The 22164-nt window shown below is 69.6% G+C and carries 23 protein-coding genes; 18 read left to right on the top strand and 5 right to left on the bottom strand.

The window, feature by feature from the left end; all coding sequences use genetic code 11:
- Positions 1–184: 184 nt before the first annotated feature.
- From BST10_RS04405 to eccE, 14 genes are all read left to right on the top strand, one after another.
- Positions 185–478 (top strand): hypothetical protein, encoded by a 294-nt coding sequence (locus BST10_RS04405; RefSeq protein WP_041316776.1) that lies wholly within the window; start codon positions 185–187, stop codon positions 476–478.
- Positions 479–492: 14 nt separating this feature from the next.
- The gene (locus BST10_RS04400; protein ID WP_083036743.1) at positions 493–780 is read left to right on the top strand and encodes a WXG100 family type VII secretion target; all 288 of its coding nucleotides are present in this window, start codon (positions 493–495) and stop codon (positions 778–780) included.
- 87 nt (positions 781–867) lie between these two features.
- Complete coding sequence (locus tag BST10_RS04395; protein WP_083036553.1) at positions 868–1767, top strand: class I SAM-dependent methyltransferase; 900 nt, start codon at positions 868–870, stop codon at positions 1765–1767.
- Between the two features lie 266 nt (positions 1768–2033).
- Positions 2034–3866: a type VII secretion AAA-ATPase EccA gene (gene eccA / locus BST10_RS04390; protein ID WP_083036550.1), complete on the top strand. Its 1833-nt coding sequence runs from the start codon at positions 2034–2036 to the stop codon at positions 3864–3866.
- The gene (gene eccB / locus BST10_RS04385) at positions 3863–5485 is read left to right on the top strand and encodes a type VII secretion protein EccB (protein ID WP_083036548.1); all 1623 of its coding nucleotides are present in this window, start codon (positions 3863–3865) and stop codon (positions 5483–5485) included. The genes eccA and eccB overlap by 4 nt, the downstream gene beginning before the upstream one ends.
- Positions 5482–9462: a type VII secretion protein EccCa gene (gene eccCa, locus BST10_RS04380; RefSeq protein WP_083036545.1), complete on the top strand. Its 3981-nt coding sequence runs from the start codon at positions 5482–5484 to the stop codon at positions 9460–9462. Before eccB ends, eccCa begins: the two co-directional genes overlap by 4 nt.
- A gap of 28 nt (positions 9463–9490) precedes the next feature.
- The gene (locus BST10_RS04375) at positions 9491–9802 is read left to right on the top strand and encodes a PE family protein (protein WP_013827237.1); all 312 of its coding nucleotides are present in this window, start codon (positions 9491–9493) and stop codon (positions 9800–9802) included.
- A 2-nt stretch (positions 9803–9804) separates the two neighbouring features.
- Positions 9805–11250, top strand: coding sequence for a PPE family protein (locus tag BST10_RS04370; RefSeq protein ID WP_163762430.1), 1446 nt, complete (start codon positions 9805–9807; stop codon positions 11248–11250).
- Between the two features lie 20 nt (positions 11251–11270).
- Complete coding sequence (locus BST10_RS04365; RefSeq protein WP_041316776.1) at positions 11271–11564, top strand: hypothetical protein; 294 nt, start codon at positions 11271–11273, stop codon at positions 11562–11564.
- A gap of 14 nt (positions 11565–11578) precedes the next feature.
- Entirely contained in the window at positions 11579–11866 is a 288-nt protein-coding gene (locus BST10_RS04360) for a WXG100 family type VII secretion target (RefSeq protein WP_041316779.1), read from the top strand.
- 36 nt (positions 11867–11902) lie between these two features.
- Positions 11903–12784, top strand: coding sequence for an ESX secretion-associated protein EspG (locus tag BST10_RS04355; RefSeq protein WP_083036540.1), 882 nt, complete (start codon positions 11903–11905; stop codon positions 12782–12784).
- A gap of 24 nt (positions 12785–12808) precedes the next feature.
- Entirely contained in the window at positions 12809–14251 is a 1443-nt protein-coding gene (gene eccD / locus BST10_RS04350; protein ID WP_013827240.1) for a type VII secretion integral membrane protein EccD, read from the top strand.
- Positions 14248–15678, top strand: a complete 1431-nt coding sequence (mycP, locus tag BST10_RS04345; RefSeq protein WP_083036537.1) for a type VII secretion-associated serine protease mycosin — start codon at positions 14248–14250, stop codon at positions 15676–15678. The genes eccD and mycP overlap by 4 nt, the downstream gene beginning before the upstream one ends.
- Positions 15675–16661, top strand: a complete 987-nt coding sequence (eccE, locus tag BST10_RS04340) for a type VII secretion protein EccE (protein WP_083036535.1) — start codon at positions 15675–15677, stop codon at positions 16659–16661. Before mycP ends, eccE begins: the two co-directional genes overlap by 4 nt.
- Before the next feature lie 27 nt (positions 16662–16688).
- Here the strand turns inward: eccE and BST10_RS04335 are convergent, their stop codons facing one another.
- From BST10_RS04335 to bluB, 3 genes are read right to left on the bottom strand one after another with little or no spacing between them, the layout of a single operon-like run.
- Complete coding sequence (locus BST10_RS04335) at positions 16689–17873, bottom strand: alpha/beta hydrolase family protein (protein ID WP_083036532.1); 1185 nt, start codon at positions 17871–17873, stop codon at positions 16689–16691.
- Positions 17874–17890: 17 nt separating this feature from the next.
- On the bottom strand, positions 17891–18787 hold the full coding sequence (locus tag BST10_RS04330; protein WP_083036530.1) for an amidohydrolase family protein: 897 nt from the start codon (positions 18785–18787) through the stop codon (positions 17891–17893).
- Complete coding sequence (bluB, locus tag BST10_RS04325) at positions 18784–19473, bottom strand: 5,6-dimethylbenzimidazole synthase (protein ID WP_083036527.1); 690 nt, start codon at positions 19471–19473, stop codon at positions 18784–18786. The genes BST10_RS04330 and bluB overlap by 4 nt, the downstream gene beginning before the upstream one ends.
- On the opposite strand from bluB, the gene BST10_RS04320 reads away from it, so the two are divergent.
- From BST10_RS04320 to BST10_RS04305, 4 genes are read left to right on the top strand one after another with little or no spacing between them, the layout of a single operon-like run.
- Entirely contained in the window at positions 19472–19810 is a 339-nt protein-coding gene (locus BST10_RS04320) for a hypothetical protein (RefSeq protein WP_083036524.1), read from the top strand. The two genes, bluB and BST10_RS04320, sit on opposite strands and share 2 nt — an antisense overlap.
- Entirely contained in the window at positions 19807–20439 is a 633-nt protein-coding gene (locus BST10_RS04315; protein ID WP_049792816.1) for a phosphatase PAP2 family protein, read from the top strand. Before BST10_RS04320 ends, BST10_RS04315 begins: the two co-directional genes overlap by 4 nt.
- A 4-nt stretch (positions 20440–20443) precedes the next feature.
- Positions 20444–20680, top strand: a complete 237-nt coding sequence (locus BST10_RS04310; protein ID WP_013827248.1) for a hypothetical protein — start codon at positions 20444–20446, stop codon at positions 20678–20680.
- Positions 20681–20737: 57 nt separating this feature from the next.
- Positions 20738–21394, top strand: a complete 657-nt coding sequence (locus BST10_RS04305; protein WP_013827249.1) for a L,D-transpeptidase family protein — start codon at positions 20738–20740, stop codon at positions 21392–21394.
- Between the two features lie 17 nt (positions 21395–21411).
- Here the strand turns inward: BST10_RS04305 and BST10_RS04300 are convergent, their stop codons facing one another.
- Positions 21412–21714 carry a DUF732 domain-containing protein gene (locus BST10_RS04300; protein ID WP_013827250.1) on the bottom strand — a complete coding sequence of 101 codons (303 nt, stop codon included), beginning with the start codon at positions 21712–21714 and terminating at the stop codon, positions 21412–21414.
- 23 nt (positions 21715–21737) lie between these two features.
- A complete protein-coding gene (locus BST10_RS04295; RefSeq protein WP_013827251.1) occupies positions 21738–22040 on the bottom strand; it encodes a DUF732 domain-containing protein in 303 nt (100 codons plus the stop codon).
- Positions 22041–22164 lie beyond the last annotated feature (124 nt).

The following is a 22164-nucleotide window of genomic DNA, read 5'->3' as shown; positions in this document are numbered from 1 at the left end:
GCAGGACGTAGATTCTGTTAAATTCCGGATGATCTGCCCGTAAATATTGACTTGGGTCATGCCTGCGGGCGTACCGTCGGAAGGTGTCCGTGGCAGCGCTGTGACGGCGAGCAGTCGGTCGTGCCCGGGGAACCGTACCGGTGTGCTTCACGACTAACCGGTAGACGGAGAAAGGAGTGCGGCGATGAGTATGTTGGATGCCCATATTCCGCAGTTGGTGGCCTCGGAGTCGGCGTTTGGGGCGAAGGCGGCGTTGATGCGGTCGACGATGGCGCAGGCTGAGCAGGCGGCGTTGTCGGCGCAGGCGTTTCATGTCGGTGAGGCGGCGGCGGCGTTTCAGGGTTCGCATGCGCGGTTTGTGGCGATGGCGGCGCGGGTGAATGCGTTGCTGGATATGGCGCAGGTGAATCTGGCTGATGCGGGCAGTACTTATGTCGCGGCCGATGCGGCGGCGGCGTCGGGTTACACCGGGGTTTAGAAGGGGTTTGTGTGATGTCGCAGATTATGTACAACTACCCGGCGATGTTGGCCCATGCCGGGGAGATGAATGGGGATGCGGGCACGTTGCAGGCCGTCGGTGCTGATATCGCCAGTGAGCAGGCGGCGTTGCAGGCGGCGTGGCAGGGCGATACGGGGATGACGTATCAGGCCTGGCAGGTGCAGTGGAATCAGGCGATGGAGGAGTTGGTGCGGGCGTATCACGCGATGGCGATGACGCATGAGACCAACACGTTGATGATGAACGCCCGCGACACCGCCGAAGCCGCCAAGTGGGGCTGACCGCGCGACGAACCTGCGCGGGTCGGGGCGCGACCAGCGGGGATCACGCGCTGATCACTCCGGCGTAGGGTCACTGGAATGCCTGAGATGCGCAGTGAAGGTGACAGTTGGGACATCACCACAAGTGTCGGCATGACCGCGTTGCGGGTGGCCGCAGCCAGGGCGTTAGAGGCCCGCAAGCCCGATCCGGTGGCGGTCGATCCCTATGCCGAGGTGTTCTGCCGGGCGGCGGGCGGGGACTGGCAAGCGGTGGTGGAGGGCAACCTGCCCGATCATCGACTGTTGACCAGTGACTTCGGCGAGCACTTCGTCAACTATCAAGGCGCGCGCACCCACTACTTCGACGACTACTTCCGTCGCGTCGCCGAGGCGGGTGTGCGGCAGGTGGTGATCTTGGCGGCCGGGCTGGACTCCCGGGCCTACCGATTGGACTGGCCGGACGGGACGACGATCTTCGAACTGGACCAGCCTCAGGTGCTGGCCTTCAAGAGCTACGTGCTCTCCCAGCGCGGCATCCGGCCGACCGCGGAGCGGCGCGAGGTCGCCGTCGACCTTCGCGAGGACTGGCCCGCGGCGCTTGTGGCCAGTGGCTTCGATCCGGCCCAGCCCTCGGCGTGGATCGCCGAGGGCGTGCTGGTCTACCTTCCGGCCGATGCGCAGGAACAGTTGTTCACCGGTATCGACGGCCTGGCGGCTCCCGGCAGCCACCTGGCGGTCGAGGACGGCGCCCCGCTGCCGGACGAGGTGTTCCAAGCCGCGGTACAGGCCGAAGTCGTCGCCGGCGACGACAGCCGCGTCTTCCATCAACTCATCTACAACGAGCGCTGCGCGCCGGCCGATCAGTGGTTCGGCGAGCGCGGCTGGACCGCGGTGGCGACGCCGTTGGCGGACTACCTGCGTGAGCTGGGGCGTCCGGTACCGGGTCCGGACAGCGAAGCCGGCCCGATGGTGGCCCGGAATTCGCTGGTCCGGGCGGTCAAAAGGTAGGGGCCGTCGAGAACGCCAGCCACTGTCGTCAACATGCCCCGGATGGGGTAACGTTCCAGCAAACGAAAATCATTTTCAATAAGGAGCCGGGGTATGAGGGTGAACGATGTCGGTGCTCCCGCGGCGGGTCTACCTGCCGAAGGAGCGGGGAATGCGGTGATGCAGCCCACCCGACGATCGCTCGAACCGGCCTCGACAGTTAGCTTATGCAATGCTAACTTCAGCCGAGTTAACTTGGGGAATATTGGTGAAGGGGCGAGCCACGCATGAACAACGGTGACGCGGCTCTGTTGGCACCGCAACCTCGGATCGACGAGGAGACTCTCAGCCGGTTCGCCACCTGCTGTCGTGCCCTGGGCATCCCCGTGTACCAGCGGCAACGGCCCGCCGATCTGGTTGCGGCCCGCACCGGTTTCGCCGCGCTGACCCGTGTCGCGCACGAGCAGTGCGATGCCTGGACCGGCCTGGCCGCTGCCGGCGACCAGTCACCGCGGGTGCTGGCCGCCGTCTCGCAGACCGCTGCGAGCGCCGGGGCACTGCAGCGCCGACTGGACCTGCCGCAGGGCGCGCTCGGGTTCCACTACGACACCGGGCTCTACCTGAAGCTGCGCGCCACCGAGGCCGACGACTTCCACCTGGCGCACGCCGCCCAGCTGGCGATGGCGGGCCGCTGCGCGGAGGCGAACGAGATCGTCGCCGAGATCACCGCCCGGCGCCCGAACTGGAACGACGCACGCTGGCTGGCGATCTCGGTGAACCACCACGCCGGGCGGTGGTCGGACATGGTCAAGCTGCTGACCCCGATCGTCAACGACCCCGACCGAGACGAGCTGTTCAGCCACGCCGCCAAGATCGCGCTGGGCGTCGCGCTGGCCCGGCTGGGCATGTACGCCCCGGCACTGTCCTACCTGGAGGAGCCCGACGGCCCGATCGCCGTCGCGGCCACCGACGGGGCACTGGCCAAGGGGCTGATCCTGCGGGCGCAGGGCGAGGATGAGACGGCCGAGGAGGTGCTGCAGGACCTCTACGCAGCCAACCCGGAGAACGAGCAGGTCGAAGAGGCCCTGCTGGACACCAGCTTCGGGATCGTCACGACTACCGCCGCGCGGATCGAGGCGCGGACCGACCCCTGGGACCCCCAGACGGAGCCGAGCGCCGAGGACTTCATCGACCCCGCCGCCCACGAACGCAAGGCCGAGCTGCTGGCCGAGGCCGAACGCGAACTCGGCGAGTTCATCGGCCTGTCCGAGGTCAAGAACCAGGTGCAGCGGCTCAAGAGTTCGGTCGCCATGGAGGTGGTGCGCAAGCAGCACGGACTGGCCGTCGGCCAGCGCACCCACCACCTGGTGTTCGCCGGGCCGCCCGGAACCGGTAAGACCACCATCGCCCGCGTGGTCGCCAAGATCTACTGCGGTCTGGGGCTGCTGAAGAAAGAGAACATCAAAGAGGTGCACCGTGCCGACCTGATCGGTCAGCACATCGGTGAGACCGAGGCCAAGACCAATGCGATCATCGACAGTGCGCTGGACGGCGTGCTGTTCCTCGATGAGGCCTACGCCCTGGTGGCCACCGGCGCCAAGAACGACTTCGGACTGGTCGCGATCGACACACTGCTGGCGCGGATGGAGAACGACCGTGACCGGCTGGTGGTGATCGTCGCCGGTTACCGCGCCGACCTGGACCGGTTCCTGGACACCAACGAAGGTCTGCGGTCGCGGTTCACCCGCAGCATCGACTTCCCGTCCTACCAGCCGCCGGAGCTGGTCGAGATCGCCTACAAGATGGCCGAACAGCGCGACAGCCGTTTCGAGCCGGCGGCGCTTGAGGAGATGCAGGCGTTGTTCCACCAGTTGGCCGAGGCGTCGCACCCCGACGCCAACGGCATCGCCCGGCGCAGCCTGGACATCGCCGGCAACGGCCGGTTCGTGCGAAACCTGGTCGAACGCTCGGAAGAGGAGCGCGAGTTCCGGCTCGACCACTCCGAGCAGTCCGGCACCGGGGTGTTCACCGATGAGGAGCTCATGACCATCACGACCGAAGACGTCCGTTACTCGGTGACGCCGTTGCTGCGTGGCCTGGGACTGGAGGCGAACGCGTGAGTGCCGCGCAATCCGACCGGCCCGAGGAGGAGCGGCGCTCCTTCGCATCGCGCACCCCGGTCAACGAGAACCCCGACCGCGTCGAATACCGGCGAGGGTTCGTCACCAAGCATCAGGTCAGCGGTTGGCGCTTCGTGATGCGCCGGATCGCCTCGGGGGTGGCCCTGCACGACACCCGGATGCTGGTCGAGCCGCTGCGCTCACAGGCGCGCGCCGTGCTCATGGGTCTGCTGGTGCTGGCCACCGTCGCCGGTGGCTGTTTCGTGTTCACCTTGATCTGGCCCAACAGTGCCGCTGCCAATGACCCGGTGCTGGCGGACAAGTCGACGTCGGCGCTGTATGTGCGGGTCGGAGACCAGTTGCACCCGGTGCTGAACCTGACCTCGGCGCGGTTGATCGCCGGCCGCCCGGTCAATCCCACCGCGGTGAAAAGCGCCGGGCTGGACAAGATCCCGCGCGGCAACCTGATCGGCATCCCGGGAGCTCCGGAACGGATGGTGCAGAACACCAGCCGCGACGCGGACTGGACGGTGTGCGACTCGGTGGCCGGCTCGGAAGCCGGGGTCACGGTGATCGGCGGGCCGCTGGGCGACGGCGGCTCCCGGGCCGGTGCACTCGACGCACACCAGGTGGTGCTGGCCGACAACGGTTCCGGAGCATGGCTGCTCTGGGACGGCAAACGCAGCCGGATCGACCTGGCCGACCGCGCCATCACCGGCGCGCTCGGGCTCGGCGAGAAGGGCACCGCCGTTCCCGCGCCCCGCTCGATCTCGACGGGCCTGTTCAACGTGATCCCGGAGGCGCCCCCGCTGACCGCGCCGGTGATCCCCGGCGCAGGCGACAAGCCGTCGTTCGACCTGCCGGGGGACGCGCCGGTGGGCGCGGTCATGGCCGCGCACGCCCTAGAGGGCAACGAGCAGGGCACCCTGCGCTACTACGCGGTACTGCCGGACGGCCTGCAACCGATCTCCGGCGTGGTCGCCGCGGTGCTGCGCAACACCGACTCCCACGGGCTGGACCGCCCGCCGCTGCTCGGCGCCGACGACGTCGCCCGGCTGCCGGTGTCGCACGCACTGGACGTCTCCCGCTTCCCCGAGCAGCCGGTCAGCGTCATCGATTCGGTGGCCGACCCGCTCACCTGCGCGCATTGGAGCCGGGCGGCCGGCGCCAGCACCAGCTCGCTGACGCTGCTGTCCGGCTCGTCGCTGCCGCTGCGCGACGGTGTCCGGACCCTGGATCTGGTCGGCGCCGGAGTCGGCGGGACCGCCGCGCGGGTCGCGCTGGCACCGGGCACCGGCTACTTCGTTCAGAGCGTCAGCGCCGATCCGACCGCCGACCACTCGGCGGGACCGCTGTTCTGGATCGCCGACACCGGCGTGCGCTACGGCGTCAACACCGAGAGCGGAACCGCCGGTAGCGACGGTGACACCGTGGCTGCGCTGGGGCTGAGCCGGCCCGCAGTGCCCATCCCGTGGTCGGTGCTGTCGCAATTCGCCCTCGGTCCCACGCTGTCGCGCGCCGACGCCCTGCTGGCCCACGACGGGCTGGCACCGGATCAACGACCCGTTCGCCGCGCCACCACCGAGCTGGGTGCAACCAACGGGGGAGAGACCCGATGAGCCGACTGATCTTCGAGGCCCACCGCCGGCTGCCGGCGCCGCCCACCGACAAGGGCACCATCACCATCGAGCCCCCACCCGAATTGCCGCGGATGGTGCCGGCGTCGTTCCTGCAGCGGGCGCTGCCGGTGGTGATCGTGATCCTGATCGTGGGCATGGTGATCGCGATGGTCGCCACCGGTATGCGGCTCATCTCCCCGGTGATGCTGTTCTTCCCGTTCGCCCTGCTGGTGGCGGCGGCAGGCATCTATCGCGGTGGCGACAAGAAGACCCGCACCGTCGAGGTCGACGCCGAGCGCGCCGACTACCTGCGCTACCTGTCGGTGGTCCGGGACAACATCCGGGGGTCGGCCGCCAAACAGCGGGCCGCCGCGGAATGGTCGCACCCCGACCCGTCGGATCTGGCCGCCGTCCCCGGCTCACGCCGGCAATGGGAGCGCGACCCACACGACGAGGACTTCCTGGTGGTGCGCACCGGCCGTCATTCGGTGCCGCTGGCCAGCCCGGTGCGGGTCACCGACACCGCCGACGAGATCGACCTGGAGCCGGTGTCGCACAGCGCTTTACGCAGCCTGCTCGACACCCAGCGCACGGTGCGCGACGTGCCCGTCGGCCTGGATCTGACGAAGGTCTCCCGGATCACCGTGCTCGGTGAGGGTGACACGGCCGCCGATGACGTGCGCAGCACGCTGCGGGCCTGGGTCGCCCAGGCCGTCACCTGGCACGACCCGACCATGCTCGGGGTGGCGCTGGCTTCGCCCGGTCTGGAAACCGCGGACTGGTCATGGCTGAAGTGGCTGCCACACGTCGACATCCCCGGCTCCGTGGACGGCGTCGGCCCGGCGCGCTACCTGGCGTCGGGCCCCGAGGAGTTGGCCGCGCTGCTGGCTCCGGCACTGGCCGAACGCCCGGCGTTCACCGGGGGTCCGGCCGAGACGGCGCGGCACCTGCTGGTGATCATCGACGACCCCGATTTCGACGTCGCGGCATCGTCGCTGGGCGCCGCGCGTGCCGGGGTCACCATCGTGCAGCGCAGCAGCGTCGCGCCGAACCGCGAGCAGTACTCCGACCCCGAGCGGCCGATCCTGCGCATCGCCGGGGACGCCGACGGGGCAAGCCGAGCCCGGGCCATCGACCGCTGGCAGACCGGCGGCTGGCAGCGCTACGTGGATCACGCCGATGCTTTGACCACCGACGAGGCCGCCCACCTGGCGCGGCGGCTGTCGCGCTGGGACTCCAACCCGACCCACGCCGGGCTGCGGTCGGCCAGTACCCGCGGCGCCACCTTCACCACGCTGCTGGGCATCCCCGACGCCTCGCGGCTGGACGTGCCCGCGCTGTGGGCGCCGCGGAACCGCGACGAGGAACTGCGGGTACCGATCGGCGTCACCGCGACCGGCGAGCCGCTGATCTTCGACCTCAAGGACGAGGCCGAGGGTGGCATGGGGCCGCACGGCCTGATGATCGGCATGACCGGGTCCGGCAAATCCCAGACCCTGATGTCGATTCTGCTGTCGCTGCTGACGACGCACTCGGCGGATCGGCTGATCGTGATTTACGCCGATTTCAAGGGTGAGGCCGGCGCCGACATCTTCCGGCACTTCCCGCAGGTCGTCGCGGTCATCTCCAACATGGCCGAGAAGCGCTCGCTGGCCGATCGGTTCGCCGACACGCTGCGCGGCGAGGTGGCACGGCGCGAGTTGCTGCTGCGGGAGGCCGGCCGTCGGGTGCAGGGCAGTGCGTTCAACTCGGTGACCGAGTACGAGTCCGCGATCGCCGCGGGCCACGATCTGGCCCCGATTCCGACGCTGTTCATCGTCGCCGACGAGTTCACGCTGATGCTCGCCGACCACCCGGAGTACGCCGAGCTGTTCGACTACGTCGCGCGCAAGGGTCGATCGTTCAGGATTCACATCCTGTTCGCCTCGCAGACCCTGGACGTCGGCAAGATCAAAGACATCGACAAGAACACCTCCTACCGAATCGGCCTGAAGGTAGCCAGTCCCAGCGTCTCTCGCCAGATCATCGGGGTGGAAGACGCCTACCACATCGAATCCGGCAAGGAGCACAAGGGCGAGGGCTTCTTGGTGCCCGCCCCGGGCGCGGCGCCGATCAAGTTCCGCAGCACCTACGTCGACGGCATCTACGACCCGCCGCGGCAATCCAGAACCGTTGTGATGCACGCGATTCCAGAGCCCAAGCTGTTCACCGCCGGACCGGTGGCCTCCGGCGAGGAGACCACCGTGGTGGCCGAGGCCGAAGATGAGACGCACGCCCCGCCGCGCAAGTTGATCGCGACGATCGGCGACCAGCTGGCCAACTACGGGCCCCAAGCGCCGGTGCTGTGGCTGCCACCGCTGGACGAGCCGATCCCGCTGGTCTCGGCGCTGGCTCGAGCCGGCATCGGCGAGCGGCAGCTGCGCTGGCCGCTGGGCGAGATCGACAAGCCGTTCGACATGCGTCGCGATCCGCTGGTGTTCGACGCCCGCTCGGCCAGCGGCAACATGCTCATCCACGGCGGGCCCAAGTCTGGGAAAACGACTGCGCTGCAGACCTTCATCATGTCGGCGGCCAGCCTGCACTCACCGCGCGAGGTGACCTTCTACTGCCTGGACTACGGCGGCGGCCAACTGCGCGGGCTCGAGGACCTGGCGCATGTGGGCAGTGTCGCCTCCGGGCTGGAGCCCGAGCGGATCCGGCGCACCTTCGGTGAACTGGAGCAACTGCTCACCGCCCGCCAGCAGCGGGAGGCGTTCCGCGACGGCAGCATCGGTTCGCTCAACGACGGGTACGGCGAGGTCTTCCTGGTCATCGACAACCTGTACGCCTTCAGCCGGGACAACACCGATGCGTTCAACACCCGGAACCCGTTGCTGGCCAAGGTGACCGAGCTGGTCAACGTCGGCCTGGCCTACGGTATCCACGTGGTCGTCACCACCCCGAGCTGGCTCGAGGTGCCGTTGGCGATGCGCGACGGACTGGGCTTGCGCCTGGAACTGAAGCTGCACGACCCGCGGGACAGCAACGTCCGGGTGGCGGGGGCACTGACCCGGCCCGCCGAGGCGGTGCCCGCCAACCAGCCGGGCCGCGGCCTGACGATGGCCGCCGAGCACTTCCTGATCGCCGAACCGGACCTGGGCCAGATCGCCGAGATCAACGCCCGCCACCCCGGTCTGGCGGCGCCGCCCGTGCGCCTGCTGCCGACCAACCTGGCCCCGGAAGAGGTCGGGACGCTGTGGCCCGGCCCGGAGCGGATCGTGATCGGTCAGCGCGAAGAGGACCTGGCTCCGGTGGAACTCGACTTCACCGCCAACCCGCTGGTGATGGTGCTCGGGGACAACAAGTCCGGCAAGACCACCCTGCTGCGCCACATCATCCGCACCGTGCGGGAGAACAGCACCGCCGAGCAGGTCGCGTTCACGGTGTTGGACCGCCGGCTGCACCTGGTCGACGAACCGTTGTTCGCCGACAACGAGTACACCGCCAACGTCGATCGAGTGATCCCGGCGATGCTGGGCCTGTCGGCGCTGATCGGCTCGCGCCGGCCGCCGGCCGGGCTGTCGGCCGCGGATCTCGCCGGATGGACCTACGAGGGACACACCCACTACCTGATCATCGACGACGTCGACGCCATCCCGGATTCCCCGGCGCTGACCGGCCCGTACGCGGGTCAACGGCCGTGGACCAACCTGATCGGGCTGCTGTCGCAGGCGCAGGACCTGGGGCTGCGCGTGATCGTGACCGGTCGGGCCACCGGGTCAGCGCACGCGCTGATGACCAACCCGCTGTTGCGGCGCCTCAACGACCTGCAGGCCACCACGCTGATGTTGTCGGGCAACCCGGCCGATTCCGGCAAGATCCGCGGCCAGCGGTTCGGCCGGTTGCCGGCGGGCCGGGCCATGCTGCTCGGCGACAGCGATGAACCCACCTACCTACAGCTGGTCAATCCACTGTTCAGCGAGAGCCTGACGCGCTGACGCGCATCGAAGGGAAGGAGAAACAGCCATGACTCTCAACGTGGTTCCCGAAGGCCTTGCCGCCGCCAGTGCAGCGGTCGAGGCGTTGACCGCCCGTCTGGCGGCCGCACAGGCCGCCGCCGCCCCGCTGATCACCGCGGTGGTGCCGCCGGCGGCCGACCCGGTCTCACTGCAGACCGCCGCGGGCTTCAGCGCCCAAGGTACCGAGCACGCCGCGGTGGCCGCCCAGGGCGCCACCGAGCTCGGTCGCGCGGGCGTGGGCGTCGGTGAGTCCGGCGTCAACTACGCCGCCGGCGACGCGGCAGGTGCGTCGAGATACTTCATGGGGTCGCGCGGCTGATGATTTCCGCCCCGGTCTGGATCGCCTCCCCCCCGGAGGTGCATTCGGCAATGCTGAGCAGCGGCCCCGGCCCGGGTCCGCTGCTGTCGGCTGCCGGGGCGTGGAATGCGCTGAGCGTCGAGTACGCCTCGGTCGCCGACGAACTCACCGCGCTGCTGGGCGCGGTGCAAAGCGGTGCGTGGCAGGGCCCCAGCGCCGAGCAGTATCTGGCGGCGCATGCGCCGTACCTGGCGTGGCTGGGCAAAGCCAGCGCGGACAGTGCCGGGGTGGCCGCCCAGCACGAGGTGGCGGCATCGGCCTACGCGTCGGCGCTGGCGACGATGCCGACGCTGGCCGAGCTGGCCGCCAACCACATGACCCATGGGGTGTTGGTCGCCACCAACTTCTTCGGCATCAACACCATCCCCATTGCGCTCAACGAAGCCGACTACGCCCGGATGTGGGTCCAGGCGGCCACCACCATGAGCACCTACCATGCGGTGTCCGGTGCGGCACTGGCGTCGGCGCCGCGCACCGTGCAGGCGCCGCCGGTGCTCAAAGCCGACACCGCGCAGCCGGCCGCTGACACGTCGTCGGACATCGGGGATTTCTTCACCCGGCTGTGGGATCAACTGGTCCAGTTCTTCACCGACCCGATCGGGGTGATCCGCGAGATCCTCAGTAGCCCCGGTGCCCTTGTCACTTGGTTCCCATTGCTCTTCTTCATCGCCTACGAGGCTTTCTTCATCCCGTTCGGCTGGACCTTCTGGTCGCTGTTGTTCGCCAGTGCGGCGCTGGTGCCGATCCTGCTCGGAGTGGGGCTGGGCCACCTCGCCGACATGCTGGGCGGGGAGTTGGCCCCCGACGGCGACCTGAAGCCGGTGCCGGTCGCGGTCGCCCCGTCCGGCGACCGGGCGACTCCGGTGGTGGCCGGTTTCAGCCCGAGCGTCGCCACCCCCGGTGCAGCGAGCGTCACCGCCGCACCGGCCACGCCGGCGGCGGCACCGGCGCCCGCGGCGGGCGGGGCCATCGGATTCGGCTACCTGGTCGCCGGTGGCGACCCCGGTACCGGGCTGGGGCCGACCCTGACCGACCGCAACAAGGCGCAAGCACCGGCCTCGCGGGTGCCCGCGGCTGCGGCGGCGGTGGGCGCCTCGGCTCGGGAACGGTCTCGCGCGCGGCGGCGCCGGCGCGCCGTGCTGCACGACCACGCCGATGAGTACATGGACATGGATTCAGGCCCGGCCGGTCCGGTCGATGAGCCGGCGTCGGCCGCGGGCTCGGATCGTGGTGCCGGGGCGCTCGGTTTCACCGGAACCGTGGGCGGGCGCGGTACCGCGGCCGCGTCGGGGCTGACCACCCTGGCAGGCGACGGATTCGGTGGCGGGCCGGGCGTGCCAATGCTTCCCGAAACCTGGAGTGAGAACGAACTTTCCGGTCCGGAGCCGGAAACAGAACCGGAGAAATAGATGGAGAAAGGAGTGCGGCGATGAGTATGTTGGATGCCCATATTCCGCAGTTGGTGGCCTCGGAGTCGGCGTTTGGGGCGAAGGCGGCGTTGATGCGGTCGACGATGGCGCAGGCTGAGCAGGCGGCGTTGTCGGCGCAGGCGTTTCATGTCGGTGAGGCGGCGGCGGCGTTTCAGGGTTCGCATGCGCGGTTTGTGGCGATGGCGGCGCGGGTGAATGCGTTGCTGGATATGGCGCAGGTGAATCTGGCGGATGCGGGTTCGACGTATGTTGCTGCCGATGCGGCGGCGGCGTCGGGTTACACCGGGGTTTAGAAGGGGTTTGTGTGATGTCGCAGATTATGTACAACTACCCGGCGATGTTGGCCCATGCCGGGGAGATGAATGGGTATGCGGGCACGTTGCAGGCCGTCGGTGCTGATATCGCCAGTGAGCAGGCGGCGTTGCAGGCGGCGTGGCAGGGCGATACGGGGATGACGTATCAGGCCTGGCAGGTGCAGTGGAATCAGGCGATGGAGGAGTTGGTGCGGGCGTATCACGCGATGGCGATGACGCATGAGACCAACACGTTGATGATGAACGCCCGCGACACCGCCGAAGCCGCCAAGTGGGGCTAGCCGCCATGTTCTGCTCGACGAAGGAAGGCCGCCGGCGTGAACTGGGGGACTGAACCCAACGCTGCCGAACTGACGGTCGAGCAAGCTTGGTACATCGCGGAAACCATTGGCGCCGGGTCTTTCCCGTGGGTATTGGCGATCACCATGCCCTACACCGACGCCGGGGAACGCGGTGCGTTCATGGCACGCCAGCGCGAGGAACTGACCCGGATGGGAGTTGTCTCGCCGGACGGCACGATCAACGCGTATGTGGCCGAATGGATTCGGGTGGTGTGCTTCCCGGATCGTTGGCTGGATCTGCGTTACGTGGGTTCACCGTCCGGCGGGGCCGACGAGATGCTGCGCGGCATCGTGGCGCGCCGCGACCCCGGCAGTGCCAAGCCCACCCGGACGGTGGTGGCGCTGCGCAACGCCCAGCTGGTCACCTTCACCGCGATGGACATCGCCGACTCGCGGCTGCTGGTCCCGGTGCTCGGCGCCGGTCTGCGGCAGCGCCCGCCGGCCCGATTCGACGAGTTCACCCTGCCCGCCCGGGTCGGGGTGCGCGCCGACGAGCGGCTGCGCGCCGGCGCCCCGCTCGGCGAAGTTCTTGATTACCTGGGTATTCCAGCATCAGCGCGACCGGTCGTGGAGTCGGTGTTCGCCGGCCCGCGCAGCTACGTCGAGGTTGTCGCGGGCTGCGCCCAGAACGGCCGGCACGCCACCACGGAGGTCGGGATGAGCTTGGTCGACACCGAGCAGGGCCGCATCCTGGTCACCCCGTCGCAGGCCTTCGACGGCGAATGGGTGTCGACCTTCCGGCCCGGAACCGACTTCGCGACCGCCGTCGCGATCGAAGAGCTGACCGCCACGCTGCCCGAGGGCCAGTGGTTCCCCGGTCAGCGACTGTCCCGAGATTTCACCACCCAGCCGTCCTAGCAGAGAAAAGAATAGAGAACACCAATGACCGAAGCTCCGGTGCTGACCAGTGCCGCCATGCCGATCGTCCGTATCGCGGTGCTGGCCGACAGGCGGCTGACCGAGATCGCCGTCCCCGCGGAGTTGCCGCTGCGCGAAATCCTGCCGGCGGTGCAACGCCTGGTGGCCCCGGACTCCGGTGACTCGGCTGATTCAGCCGATCCGGGCACCGGTGTGACGACCCGGCTGAGCCTTGCGCCGGTCGGCGGTGCACCGTTCAGCCTGGACGCCAGCCTGGACACCGTCGGGGTGGTGGACGGCGACCTGTTGGCGCTTCGGCCCGTGCCGGTCGGCCCGGCGGCGCCCGGCATCGTCGAGGACATCGCCGACGCCGCGGTCATCTTCTCGGCGTCGCGCCGTAAGCCGTGGGGCGGCAACCACATCCGGCGTGGCGCACTGGCCGCCGGGGCGGCGCTGATCTTCGCGGCCACCGGCCTGGCCACCGCGCATCGGGCGCTCACCGGTGAACCGGCCGGGTTGCTGGCCACCGTGGCCATCGCGCTGGTGGCCGTCCTGGCGGCGCTGCTGTGCCGGACCCGGTCGGCCGAGGCGGCGCTGACGCTGTCGATCGCGGCGCTGGTGCCGGTCGCCGCGGCAGGCACCCTGGCGGTACCCGGACTGTTCAGCCCGGCGCACGTGGTGCTGGGCGCCGCGGCGGTCAGCGCGTGGTCGCTGATCTGTCTGATCCTGCCGCCCGGCGGCGGCGGTGAGCGCGGGATCGCCTTCTTCACCGCGGCCGTGGTCGCCGGGGTCGGCGTGCTGGCGGCGGCCGCCGTCAAAACCTTCTGGGAGCTGCCGTTCCTCAGCCTCGGTTGCGGGCTCATCACCGCTTCGCTGCTGCTGACCGTTGCCGCTCCGCAACTCTCGGCGCTCTGGGCGCGGCTGCCGCTACCGGTGATCCCGGCGCCGGGTGACCCGACCCCGTCGGCGCTGCCGCAGCGTGTGCTCGAGGACCTGCCTCGCCGCGTTCGGGTCACCGACGCCCACCAGACCGGCTTCGTCGCCGGCGCCGTTTTGCTCGCCGTGCTCGGCTCGGTGGCGATCGCCTTTGCGCCCGAAGGCCTTTCGGGCTGGGCGTGGTACGTGGTCGCGGGCATCGCGCTGGCCTCGGTGCTGCGCGCCCGGGTGTGGGACTCGGCGTGGTGCAAGGCCTGGCTGCTGGCCCAGCCGCACCTGACCGCGGTCGTGCTGCTGGCCTGCTACGCCGCGACCGGCCGGTTCGCGGCCGCCTTCGGCGCGGTGGTGGTGCTGGCCGCCCTGGTGGCGGTGTGGGTGGTGGTCGCGCTGAGCCCGACGGTCGCATCGCCGGACAGCTACTCGCTGCCGGTGCGGCGGTTGGTCGGCTTCCTGGCCTCCGGCGTCGATGCCACCTTGATCCCCGTCATGGCCTACCTGGTCGGCATTTTCGCCTGGGTCCTGTCTCGATGACCGTTGCCGACACGCACAGCTGGAGCCGAAGGGCGGTCCGGGGGGCCGGGATCACGGCCCTGGCCGCGCTGCTGACCAGTGCCCCGGCGCTGGCGATCACGCCGCCGACGATCGACCCGACGGTGCCGCCACCCAACGGTGCACCCGGCCCCGTCGCGGCGATGGAGCAACGCGGCGACTGCGTGAGTTCGGGCGTGCTGCCCGGCAGCGACGTCGGCACGGCGACCGCCGGACAGCGGATGCTCGACCTGCCCGCGGCGTGGCAGTTCTCCCGCGGCGAGGGCCAGACAGTGGCCGTCATCGACACCGGCGTGCGGCCGGGCCCGCGGCTGCCGGCGGTGGACCCGGGCGGTGACTACCTGGGCACCACCGACGGCCTGACCGACTGCGACGGTCACGGAACCCTGGTCGCCGGCATCATCGCCGGCCAGCCCGCGCCGGAGGGCCAGGACGGTTTCACCGGCGTGGCCCCCGCGGCGCGACTGCTGTCGCTGCGTACCGCCTCGGCCTCGGTCTCGCCGCGGTTGGCCGGGGACGACCCTCGAACGGCCCGGGTGGTCACCGACATCACCGCGCTCTCGCGGGCCATCGTGCACGCCGCCGACCTCGGCGCCCGGGTCATCACCATCTCGACCACCACGTGCCTGCCGGCCGACCGCAACGTCGACCAGACCGCCCTGGGCGCGGCGTTGCGCTACGCGGCGGTGGAGAAGGACGCGCTGATCGTGGCTGCTGCCGGCGACAACGGGCAGACCGGGTCGGTCGGCGGCGGGGGTGAGGCGTGCGAGTCCAATCCGCTCACCGACCTCAGCCGCCCGCACGATCCGCGCAACTGGACGGGCGTCAGCTCGCTGTCGGTGCCGTCGTGGTGGCAGCCCTACGTGCTGTCGGTGGCGTCGCTGTCCTCGAACGAGCAGCCGTCGAGCTTCACCATGGCCGGGCCGTGGGTCGGCGTCGCCGCACCCGGGGAGGGCGTCGTCTCGGTCAGTAACCGCGACGACGGGGGTCTGGCCAACGGGCTTCCCGGGAACCAGGGCAGGCTGGTGCCGCTCACCGGCACCGGCTACGCCGCCGGCTACGTCGCGGGCGTGGCCGCGCTGGTTCGCAGCCGCTACCCCGACCTGAACGCCATGCAGGTGGCGCACCGGATCGTCGCCACCGCCCACAACGGCGCCCGCGCGCCGTCGGCTCTGGTGGGTGCCGGGACCGTCGACGCGGTGGCCGCCCTGACGTGGGAATTGACACCGCTCGCGGATCCGGCTTTCTCACCGTCGAAGAAACTGTCCCCCCCGCCGGCCCCGCAACCGGAGGACCCGGCGCCGCGGATCGTGGCCTTCGCCGGAACCGCGCTGCTGGGCGGGCTGGTCGTCGCCGTCGCTGTCGGCGCCGCAGCGGCCGCCCGCCGACGAAAGGAAAACCAGCTGTGAGCCCGTACCGTTCCACCATCCCCCGGCCCGGCCCGGCCAGAATCGCACTGGTTCTGCTCGCCGTCGTGCCGGCACTGCTGGCCTACCCCTGGCCGACCCCCCGGGACCGCTGGGTGCTCGCCGTGGGGGTCGCGGTGGCGATCGTGCTGCTGAGTTGGTGGCACGGCCTGCACCTGACCACGATCGTCCGGCGCCGGCTGGCCATGTCGCGTTCGAGCCGCGGCACACACACCGACCGGCGAGCGGTCTCCGGGGCGCGGACGACGTCGGCACTGCGGATCGCGGCCGCGGCCGCCGGGGATACGTTGCCGCTCTCGGTGATTGCCGGCTACCTCAACCGGTACGGTCTGCAGGCCGACGCCGTGCGCATCACCAGCCGCGGCACCCGGCCGGAAGGCGGTGCCGATGAAACCGACACCTGGATCGGTCTGACATTCTCGGCCGCACGGAATCTGGCCGCACTGCAGGCCCGCTCGCCGGAGATCCCGTTGCAGCGCACCGCTGACATCGCGGTGCGCCGACTCGCCGACCATCTCCGCGAGATCGGTTGGGACACCACGCTTGTCGCCGCTGACGAGATCCCTCCGCTGATCGACTCGGGCGCGCGGGAGACGTGGCGGTCCGTGGTCGACGGCTCGGGTGATCACGTTGCCGCCTACCAGGTCGCCATCGACGCGGCGCTGGGGGACACGCTGAGCCGGATCCGGGCCTCGAACGCCGGAGAGACCTGGACGGTACTGGAATTCGCCGACGACGGTGGCCGGCGGACCGTCGCGGCCGCGTGTGCGCTGCGTACCGGGTCGGCGCCCGGCGGCGCGGCCCCGCTGGCCGGTCTGGTTTCCGAGCAGGGCAAGCACCGCAGCGCGCTGCTGAGCCTGCATCCGCTCTCTGGCAGCCGCCTCGACGGCGGTGCGGTGCTGGCGGACGACGAGCTCGCCGGACTGCGGTGGCCCGTCGCGGCGTCGGACTTGGCAGCGCGCTAGCGGGTCGCCGCCGTCAGGTCATCGGCGTCAGAACATGTATCCGCGCAGAAATGCGGTCATCCGGCGCAGGTAGGTCGGCTGGCTGACATGCAGCACGTGGTTCCCCGGGAACCAGTGCAGCGCACATCGATCCCAGTGCCGCCAGAGCATCTCGGACTGCTCGGGCGGTGCCAACCGGTCACCCAGGCCGGTGATGATCAGCCGGCGGTCCTTAGCCACCAGCGGCGGGTAGTTCAGCGGCGAATGGTACGCCGTCGCGTCGGTGAACGCGCCGTGGTCGACCCGGCCCAGCAGTTGACCGGCCTGTACCACCTTGTTGGCCGGGAACCAGTCGCGGATCTCCGAATCGACCGAGACCACTGGAACATTCGGGATCACCGCCTGCAGCCGGGGCTCGACCGCGGCGAGCAGTGCGCTGGTGTAACCGCCCAATGACAGGCCGGTCAACGCGATGCGGTCGACGCCGGTGAACTCCAGATAGTCGACCACCGAGCGGAAATCGTGGACGGCTTGGGCCATCGCCTCGGCAAAACCCGCCAAGCCGTGCGAGAAGATACCGTATCCGCTGAAGGGCGAGTACTTCTCGGCGCGCCGGCCGTGAAACGGCAGGGTGAACAACACGACGTCGTAGCCGGACCGGTAGAACCACGGCAGTGAGAAGAACAGGCCGTTGAACAGATACGCCGATCCCATGAAACCGTGGATGACGCACAGCGTCGGCCGCGGCCCGTCGTCGTGACGCCAGTGCTGAAACCGCGCGATATTGTTCTGGCCCAGAGTGTTCCAAGAATCCCTCATGGCCGGGTTGACGGCTTCGAAGCCGCTGTGGAACGACACGTTCTCCACCGTGCCGCGCGCCACCCGCTCAGCGAGCGGGTTGGCCCGCCGCGAGCAGATCCGCGGCAGCGTCGTCGGCGCCGGAAAGGATCTGGCCGGGTCGCCTGCTGCGGCCAACTCGGCGTAGAACGCCAGTCGTTCCCGTTCCCGCCGCGACTGTTCGCGCCCGATCGCGGTGGTCAGCACCGACGGAATCATCGACGCCGCGACCATGGATGCGACCGCGGTTCGCAGGCCGATATCGGCGAACGCCGACGCGTCGACGATCAGCTTGTCCCGCAACGACAACTCGCTGCGCTCGGGCAGGCCCCTCGGGCCCGCGTCGGCGCCCGGAACATCGGGGACCGGGATGGACGGAGTGGCGTCAGTGGTCACGGTCGCCGGCCTTTCTGTCAAGCGGATGGTAGCGCGATCTCGAACAATCGGGCGGCATTGTCGTAGAGCACGCCCCGCAGCCAGCCGTCGTCGATGCCGGGAACTGCGGTGACGGCGGTCAGTGCGTCGCGGTACCGGTACGGGATGTTCGGAAAGTCGCTGCCGAATACGATCCGCTCACCGGCGTCACGCAGTCGCGCCTGCTCACCGGCCGGAAAGGGCATCATTTCGTCGACGAACGCGGTGAACGCCATGGTGGTGTCCAGGTGCACAGCGGCCGAATCCAGGCAGATGTCGAGGAATTCACCGTATTCGGGCATACCCATGTGCGCGACGATCAGCGGCAGCCGCGGGTGACGGCGCAGCAGTCGCCGAACCGGTTCGGGACCGGTGAACCGCCCGGGTTGTGGTCCGGAGCCGCAGTGGGTCACGACCGGGATGCCGGAATCGGAGATCATTCCCCAAACATCGTCGAGTAGCGGATCGTTGGGGTCGTAGTCGCCGACCTGGATGTGTGCCTTGAACAGCCGGGTGCCGGCGTGGATGGCCGCACCGACGTAGTCGGCCGCCCCCGGCTCGGGGTAGAACGTCGCAGTGGACAGACAATCCGGTGTCTCGCGGGCGAATTCGGCCGACCATTGGTTCAGCCACGCCGCCATCTGCGGCTTGTGCGGATAGACCAGTGAGGTGAATCGGCGCACTCCGAAGGACCGCAGTGTCTCGACACGGTGGGCCTCGTCGGTGCGGTAGGTGATGGGCCAGCTGCGTCCCACCATCGGGCCTGCCGAGTCGAAGTAATTCCACACCTTGTCCATCACCGGTTTCGGCATGAAATGGGTATGCACGTCGATGATTCCCGGCAACCCGAGCCCGGACCAGATCCGCTGGACCGCGGCCGCCTCGTCGTCGCTCATGGTTGCTCCCAGCTGTTCTCGGAGATGAACTCGCTCAAGGGTTTCCGGTAGGCCCAGTCGTCCAGTTCCAGCGCCGGCCGATCCGGAAACTCCGGAACCGGGCCCAGGCACAGGATCGCCACCGGCTCCGCGTCGGCGGGCATACCCAACAGTTGCGCCAGCGGCCGCGGTTCGAACAGCGAGACCCACCCCATGCCCAGCCCCTCGGCGCGGGCCGCCAGCCACAGGTTCTGGATGGCGCACGACACCGATGCCAGGTCCATCTGTGGCAGCGTGCGGCGGCCGAAGATGTGGGCACCTCTACCATCGCGCAGCGCCACCACCAGCAGTTCGGCGCAGTCGCGGATGCCTTCCACCTTCAGTGCCAGGAACTCCTGTTCGCGCCGCCCTAGCGCGCGAGCGGTGCGGTGACGTTCCTCGTCGACCAGCGTGTGGATGCGTTGCCGCAGGGTGTCGTCGGTGATCCGGACGAACCGCCACGGCTGCATGAGCCCCACGCTGGGCGCGGCGTGCGCCGCGGCCAGCAGGCGTGTCAGCACGTTCGGGTCGACGGTGCTGTCGGGAAGGAAGCGGCGCATGTCGCGCCGTTCGGCGATCACCCGGTAGACGGCTCGGCGCTCCTGCGCGGTGAAGGACGGATCGGCCACGCGATCATGGTAGGAGTCACACGAAGGGATGCCCGCCATGAAACGTTCGGAACTGCTGGATAAGCTGTCCGCCGGCTCCACCGGTGCGCTGGTCTACGGCGAACCGCACCAGACCCCCGACGGCGCCACGGTCATCACCGCCACCCGCATTCAGGCCGGCCGCGACGGTTCGGCGGTGACCGCCACGCCGCTGGGCGTCATGGTGATCCGCGGTGACAAGGCCAGGTGGGTGGCCGCCGTCAACGCCGACCGGATCGCCTTGGTGGGAGTGCTCACCGGCCTGGTGTCGGCGGTGATCGCATCGCTGGCGGTGCTGCGCCGCCCGCCCTGGCCGGACCTGCGGAGCGTCGGCGTGCGGCGCGATCCGACGTCATGAGGCCGTCGGCGGCGCGCGTCTCCGCACTGGTCTCGGTCGTTGTCGCGGCGGCGGTCTGTGCCCTGATGCTGGTGGGCTACCGGCAGGGCTGGGGCTGGCTGGCCACCGTCGATGCCGCGGCGCTCGACGCCAGTTACGACATCGGGGTCAAACACCCGGCGTGGGTGCGGTTCTGGGACGGGTTGTCCACCGTCTTCGCACCGGCCGTGTTCCGGGTGCTGGCCATGGTGGCGGTGGTGGTCGCGTTGCTGCGGCGCCGGTTGCGGCCGGCACTGTTCCTGTTGCTGACGGTGGAGTTGAGCGGCCTGCTGACCGCCGCGGCCAAGGCCTCGGTCGACCGGCCCCGCCCGGTGACCGCGTTGGCGACCGCATCGTCGTCGTCGTTTCCGTCCGGGCACGCGCTCGGGGTGACGGTCGCGGTGGGTGCACTGTTGGTGCTGGTGTTGCCGGTGCTGCGGGGCAGCGCCCGGGTGGCGGCCGTCGGCGGCGGTGCGCTGGTGGTGGCCGCAGTCGGCATCGCCCGGGTGGCGCTGGGCGTGCACCATCCCTCCGACGTGCTGGCCGGCTGGGCGCTGGGCTGGGCGTATCTGACGGCCTGGGTGCTGTTACTCAAACCGTGGCAGGCTTGAGGAGATGACCAGCTATGACGCCGACCCGGTGGGGGCACTCGTGTGCTCGCGTAAGGGCTGCAGCGCCGTCGCGACGTTCGGCATGCTGTGGAACAACCCGAAGCTGCACACCCCCGAACGTCGCAAGGTGTGGCTGACCTGTCCCGAGCACCGGGAGTACTTCCGCGGCTATCTGTCGTCGCGTGGTCTGCTCAAGGACGAGGCGCCGGTCGAAGACCTACCGCGCCGTGCCGAACCGTGACCCGGCGCGCCGGGACCGGTGTTTGACGCTCCCGCGGCACCCGCCGATGATGAGCCGATGCGCCGACTGCTGAGCGTGTTCTGCGCTGCCCTGTGCACCGCCGCCACGGCGCTGGTGGCGGCGCCCGGCGCCCAAGCCGATGTCACGCCGTGGTTTGCGCGGTCAGTGGGGAACGCGGCCCAGGTGATCTCGGTGGTCGGGGTCGGCGGTTCCGACGCCAAGATGGACGTCTACCAGCGCAGCGCGACGGGGTGGCAACCGGTGGCGGCCGGCATACCCGCCCACGTCGGTTCCGCCGGGATGGCGCAGCAGGCCAAGAGCGGCTACCCCGCCACCCCGATGGGCGTGTTCACGCTGCCGTATGCGTTCGGCACCGCGCCGAATCCCGGTGGCGGACTGCAGTATGTCCAGGTCGGTCCGGACCACTGGTGGGACGGTGACGACCACAGCCCGACTTTCAACACCATGCAGGTCTGCAAGAAGCAACAGTGCCCGTTCGACACCGGCGAGAGCGAGAACCTCCAGATTCCGCAGTACAAGCATGCGGTGGTGATGGGCGTCAACACCGCCCGCACCCCCGGTGACGGCGCGGCATTCTTCTTTCACACCACCGACGGCGGCCCGACTGCGGGTTGCGTGGCCATCGACGACGCCAAGCTGGTGCAGATCATCCAGTGGCTGCGACCCGGGGCGGTCATGGCAATCGCGCAATAGCGCGCCGGTGACGGTCGTTACACCTCCGCGCAGTAGGTGGCTCGCGCGATACCGACGAATTGCGATGCCTTGGTCAGGGTCAGGCTCGGATTGGCGTTCTTGACGCCCTTGGCCGCCTGATTGACGCTGTGTCCCTCGGCGATGTACCGGCATACCGCCTGACCGCCGGCCACCGCGTCGGCCGGGTTCGGGTAGGAGATGCCCATCTGGTCGAGTGCGCCGAGGAAACCGGCGTCGCCGGGTTCGGCGGCGGCCGGGGCGGCCAGCCCTATCAGACCTGCCATCGCGAACACCGCCACCGTGGGTTTGCGAGCCCTCATCGTGTCCTCCGTCGGCCGGTTAGTCAGTTGGGGCAGTACGAAGTTCGCGCGACCATCACGAATCGGGCGGCGTTTTTCACTGACAAGCCGCGGTTGGAGATCCGCAGCGCGCGGGCGGCGCCGTCGGTCTGGTGTCCGGCGTGCAGGTAGTCACAGACCTGGCGTCCGACGGCCACGGCCTCCTGCGGGTCGGTGTATTCGATGCCTGCCTGGTCGATCGCGTTGAGGAACGCGACATCCGGATCAGTGTCGGCGTGTGCCGGCGCGCCGAGCCCGACCAGCGCGGCGGCGCTGATCGCGGTCAGAATCCATCGTGCGTGCTTCACAGTGTTGAAAGCATCGCGGCCCGGGATTAATCACCACCTGCCATGACGTGAATAGCGGGTGAACACCAACCGTCTGATCTGCATCGGCGCTACCTCGGCGGCGACCAGCCGGTCCGGTGCGCCG

Source organism: Mycolicibacter algericus DSM 45454, assembly GCF_002086455.1.
In the GTDB taxonomy this organism is placed as follows: domain Bacteria; phylum Actinomycetota; class Actinomycetes; order Mycobacteriales; family Mycobacteriaceae; genus Mycobacterium; species Mycobacterium algericum.
The sequence above is the reverse complement of the archived record's forward strand: the minus strand, read 5'-3'. Positions and strand labels throughout refer to the sequence as shown.

Coding starts and splice junctions, on each gene's coding strand:
- mycP (WP_083036537.1), top strand. CDS start 14,248: ATGACCGTTGCCGACACGCACAGCTGGAGCCGAAGGGCGGTCCGGGGG.
- BST10_RS04360 (WP_041316779.1), top strand. CDS start 11,579: ATGTCGCAGATTATGTACAACTACCCGGCGATGTTGGCCCATGCCGGG.
- BST10_RS04310 (WP_013827248.1), top strand. CDS start 20,444: ATGACCAGCTATGACGCCGACCCGGTGGGGGCACTCGTGTGCTCGCGT.
- bluB (WP_083036527.1), bottom strand. CDS start 19,473: ATGGCGGGCATCCCTTCGTGTGACTCCTACCATGATCGCGTGGCCGAT.
- eccCa (WP_083036545.1), top strand. CDS start 5,482: ATGAGCCGACTGATCTTCGAGGCCCACCGCCGGCTGCCGGCGCCGCCC.
- eccA (WP_083036550.1), top strand. CDS start 2,034: ATGAACAACGGTGACGCGGCTCTGTTGGCACCGCAACCTCGGATCGAC.
- BST10_RS04305 (WP_013827249.1), top strand. CDS start 20,738: ATGCGCCGACTGCTGAGCGTGTTCTGCGCTGCCCTGTGCACCGCCGCC.
- BST10_RS04300 (WP_013827250.1), bottom strand. CDS start 21,714: ATGAGGGCTCGCAAACCCACGGTGGCGGTGTTCGCGATGGCAGGTCTG.
- BST10_RS04395 (WP_083036553.1), top strand. CDS start 868: ATGCGCAGTGAAGGTGACAGTTGGGACATCACCACAAGTGTCGGCATG.
- BST10_RS04375 (WP_013827237.1), top strand. CDS start 9,491: ATGACTCTCAACGTGGTTCCCGAAGGCCTTGCCGCCGCCAGTGCAGCG.
- eccD (WP_013827240.1), top strand. CDS start 12,809: ATGACCGAAGCTCCGGTGCTGACCAGTGCCGCCATGCCGATCGTCCGT.
- BST10_RS04330 (WP_083036530.1), bottom strand. CDS start 18,787: ATGAGCGACGACGAGGCGGCCGCGGTCCAGCGGATCTGGTCCGGGCTC.
- BST10_RS04320 (WP_083036524.1), top strand. CDS start 19,472: ATGAAACGTTCGGAACTGCTGGATAAGCTGTCCGCCGGCTCCACCGGT.
- BST10_RS04400 (WP_083036743.1), top strand. CDS start 493: ATGTCGCAGATTATGTACAACTACCCGGCGATGTTGGCCCATGCCGGG.
- BST10_RS04405 (WP_041316776.1), top strand. CDS start 185: ATGAGTATGTTGGATGCCCATATTCCGCAGTTGGTGGCCTCGGAGTCG.
- BST10_RS04315 (WP_049792816.1), top strand. CDS start 19,807: ATGAGGCCGTCGGCGGCGCGCGTCTCCGCACTGGTCTCGGTCGTTGTC.
- BST10_RS04365 (WP_041316776.1), top strand. CDS start 11,271: ATGAGTATGTTGGATGCCCATATTCCGCAGTTGGTGGCCTCGGAGTCG.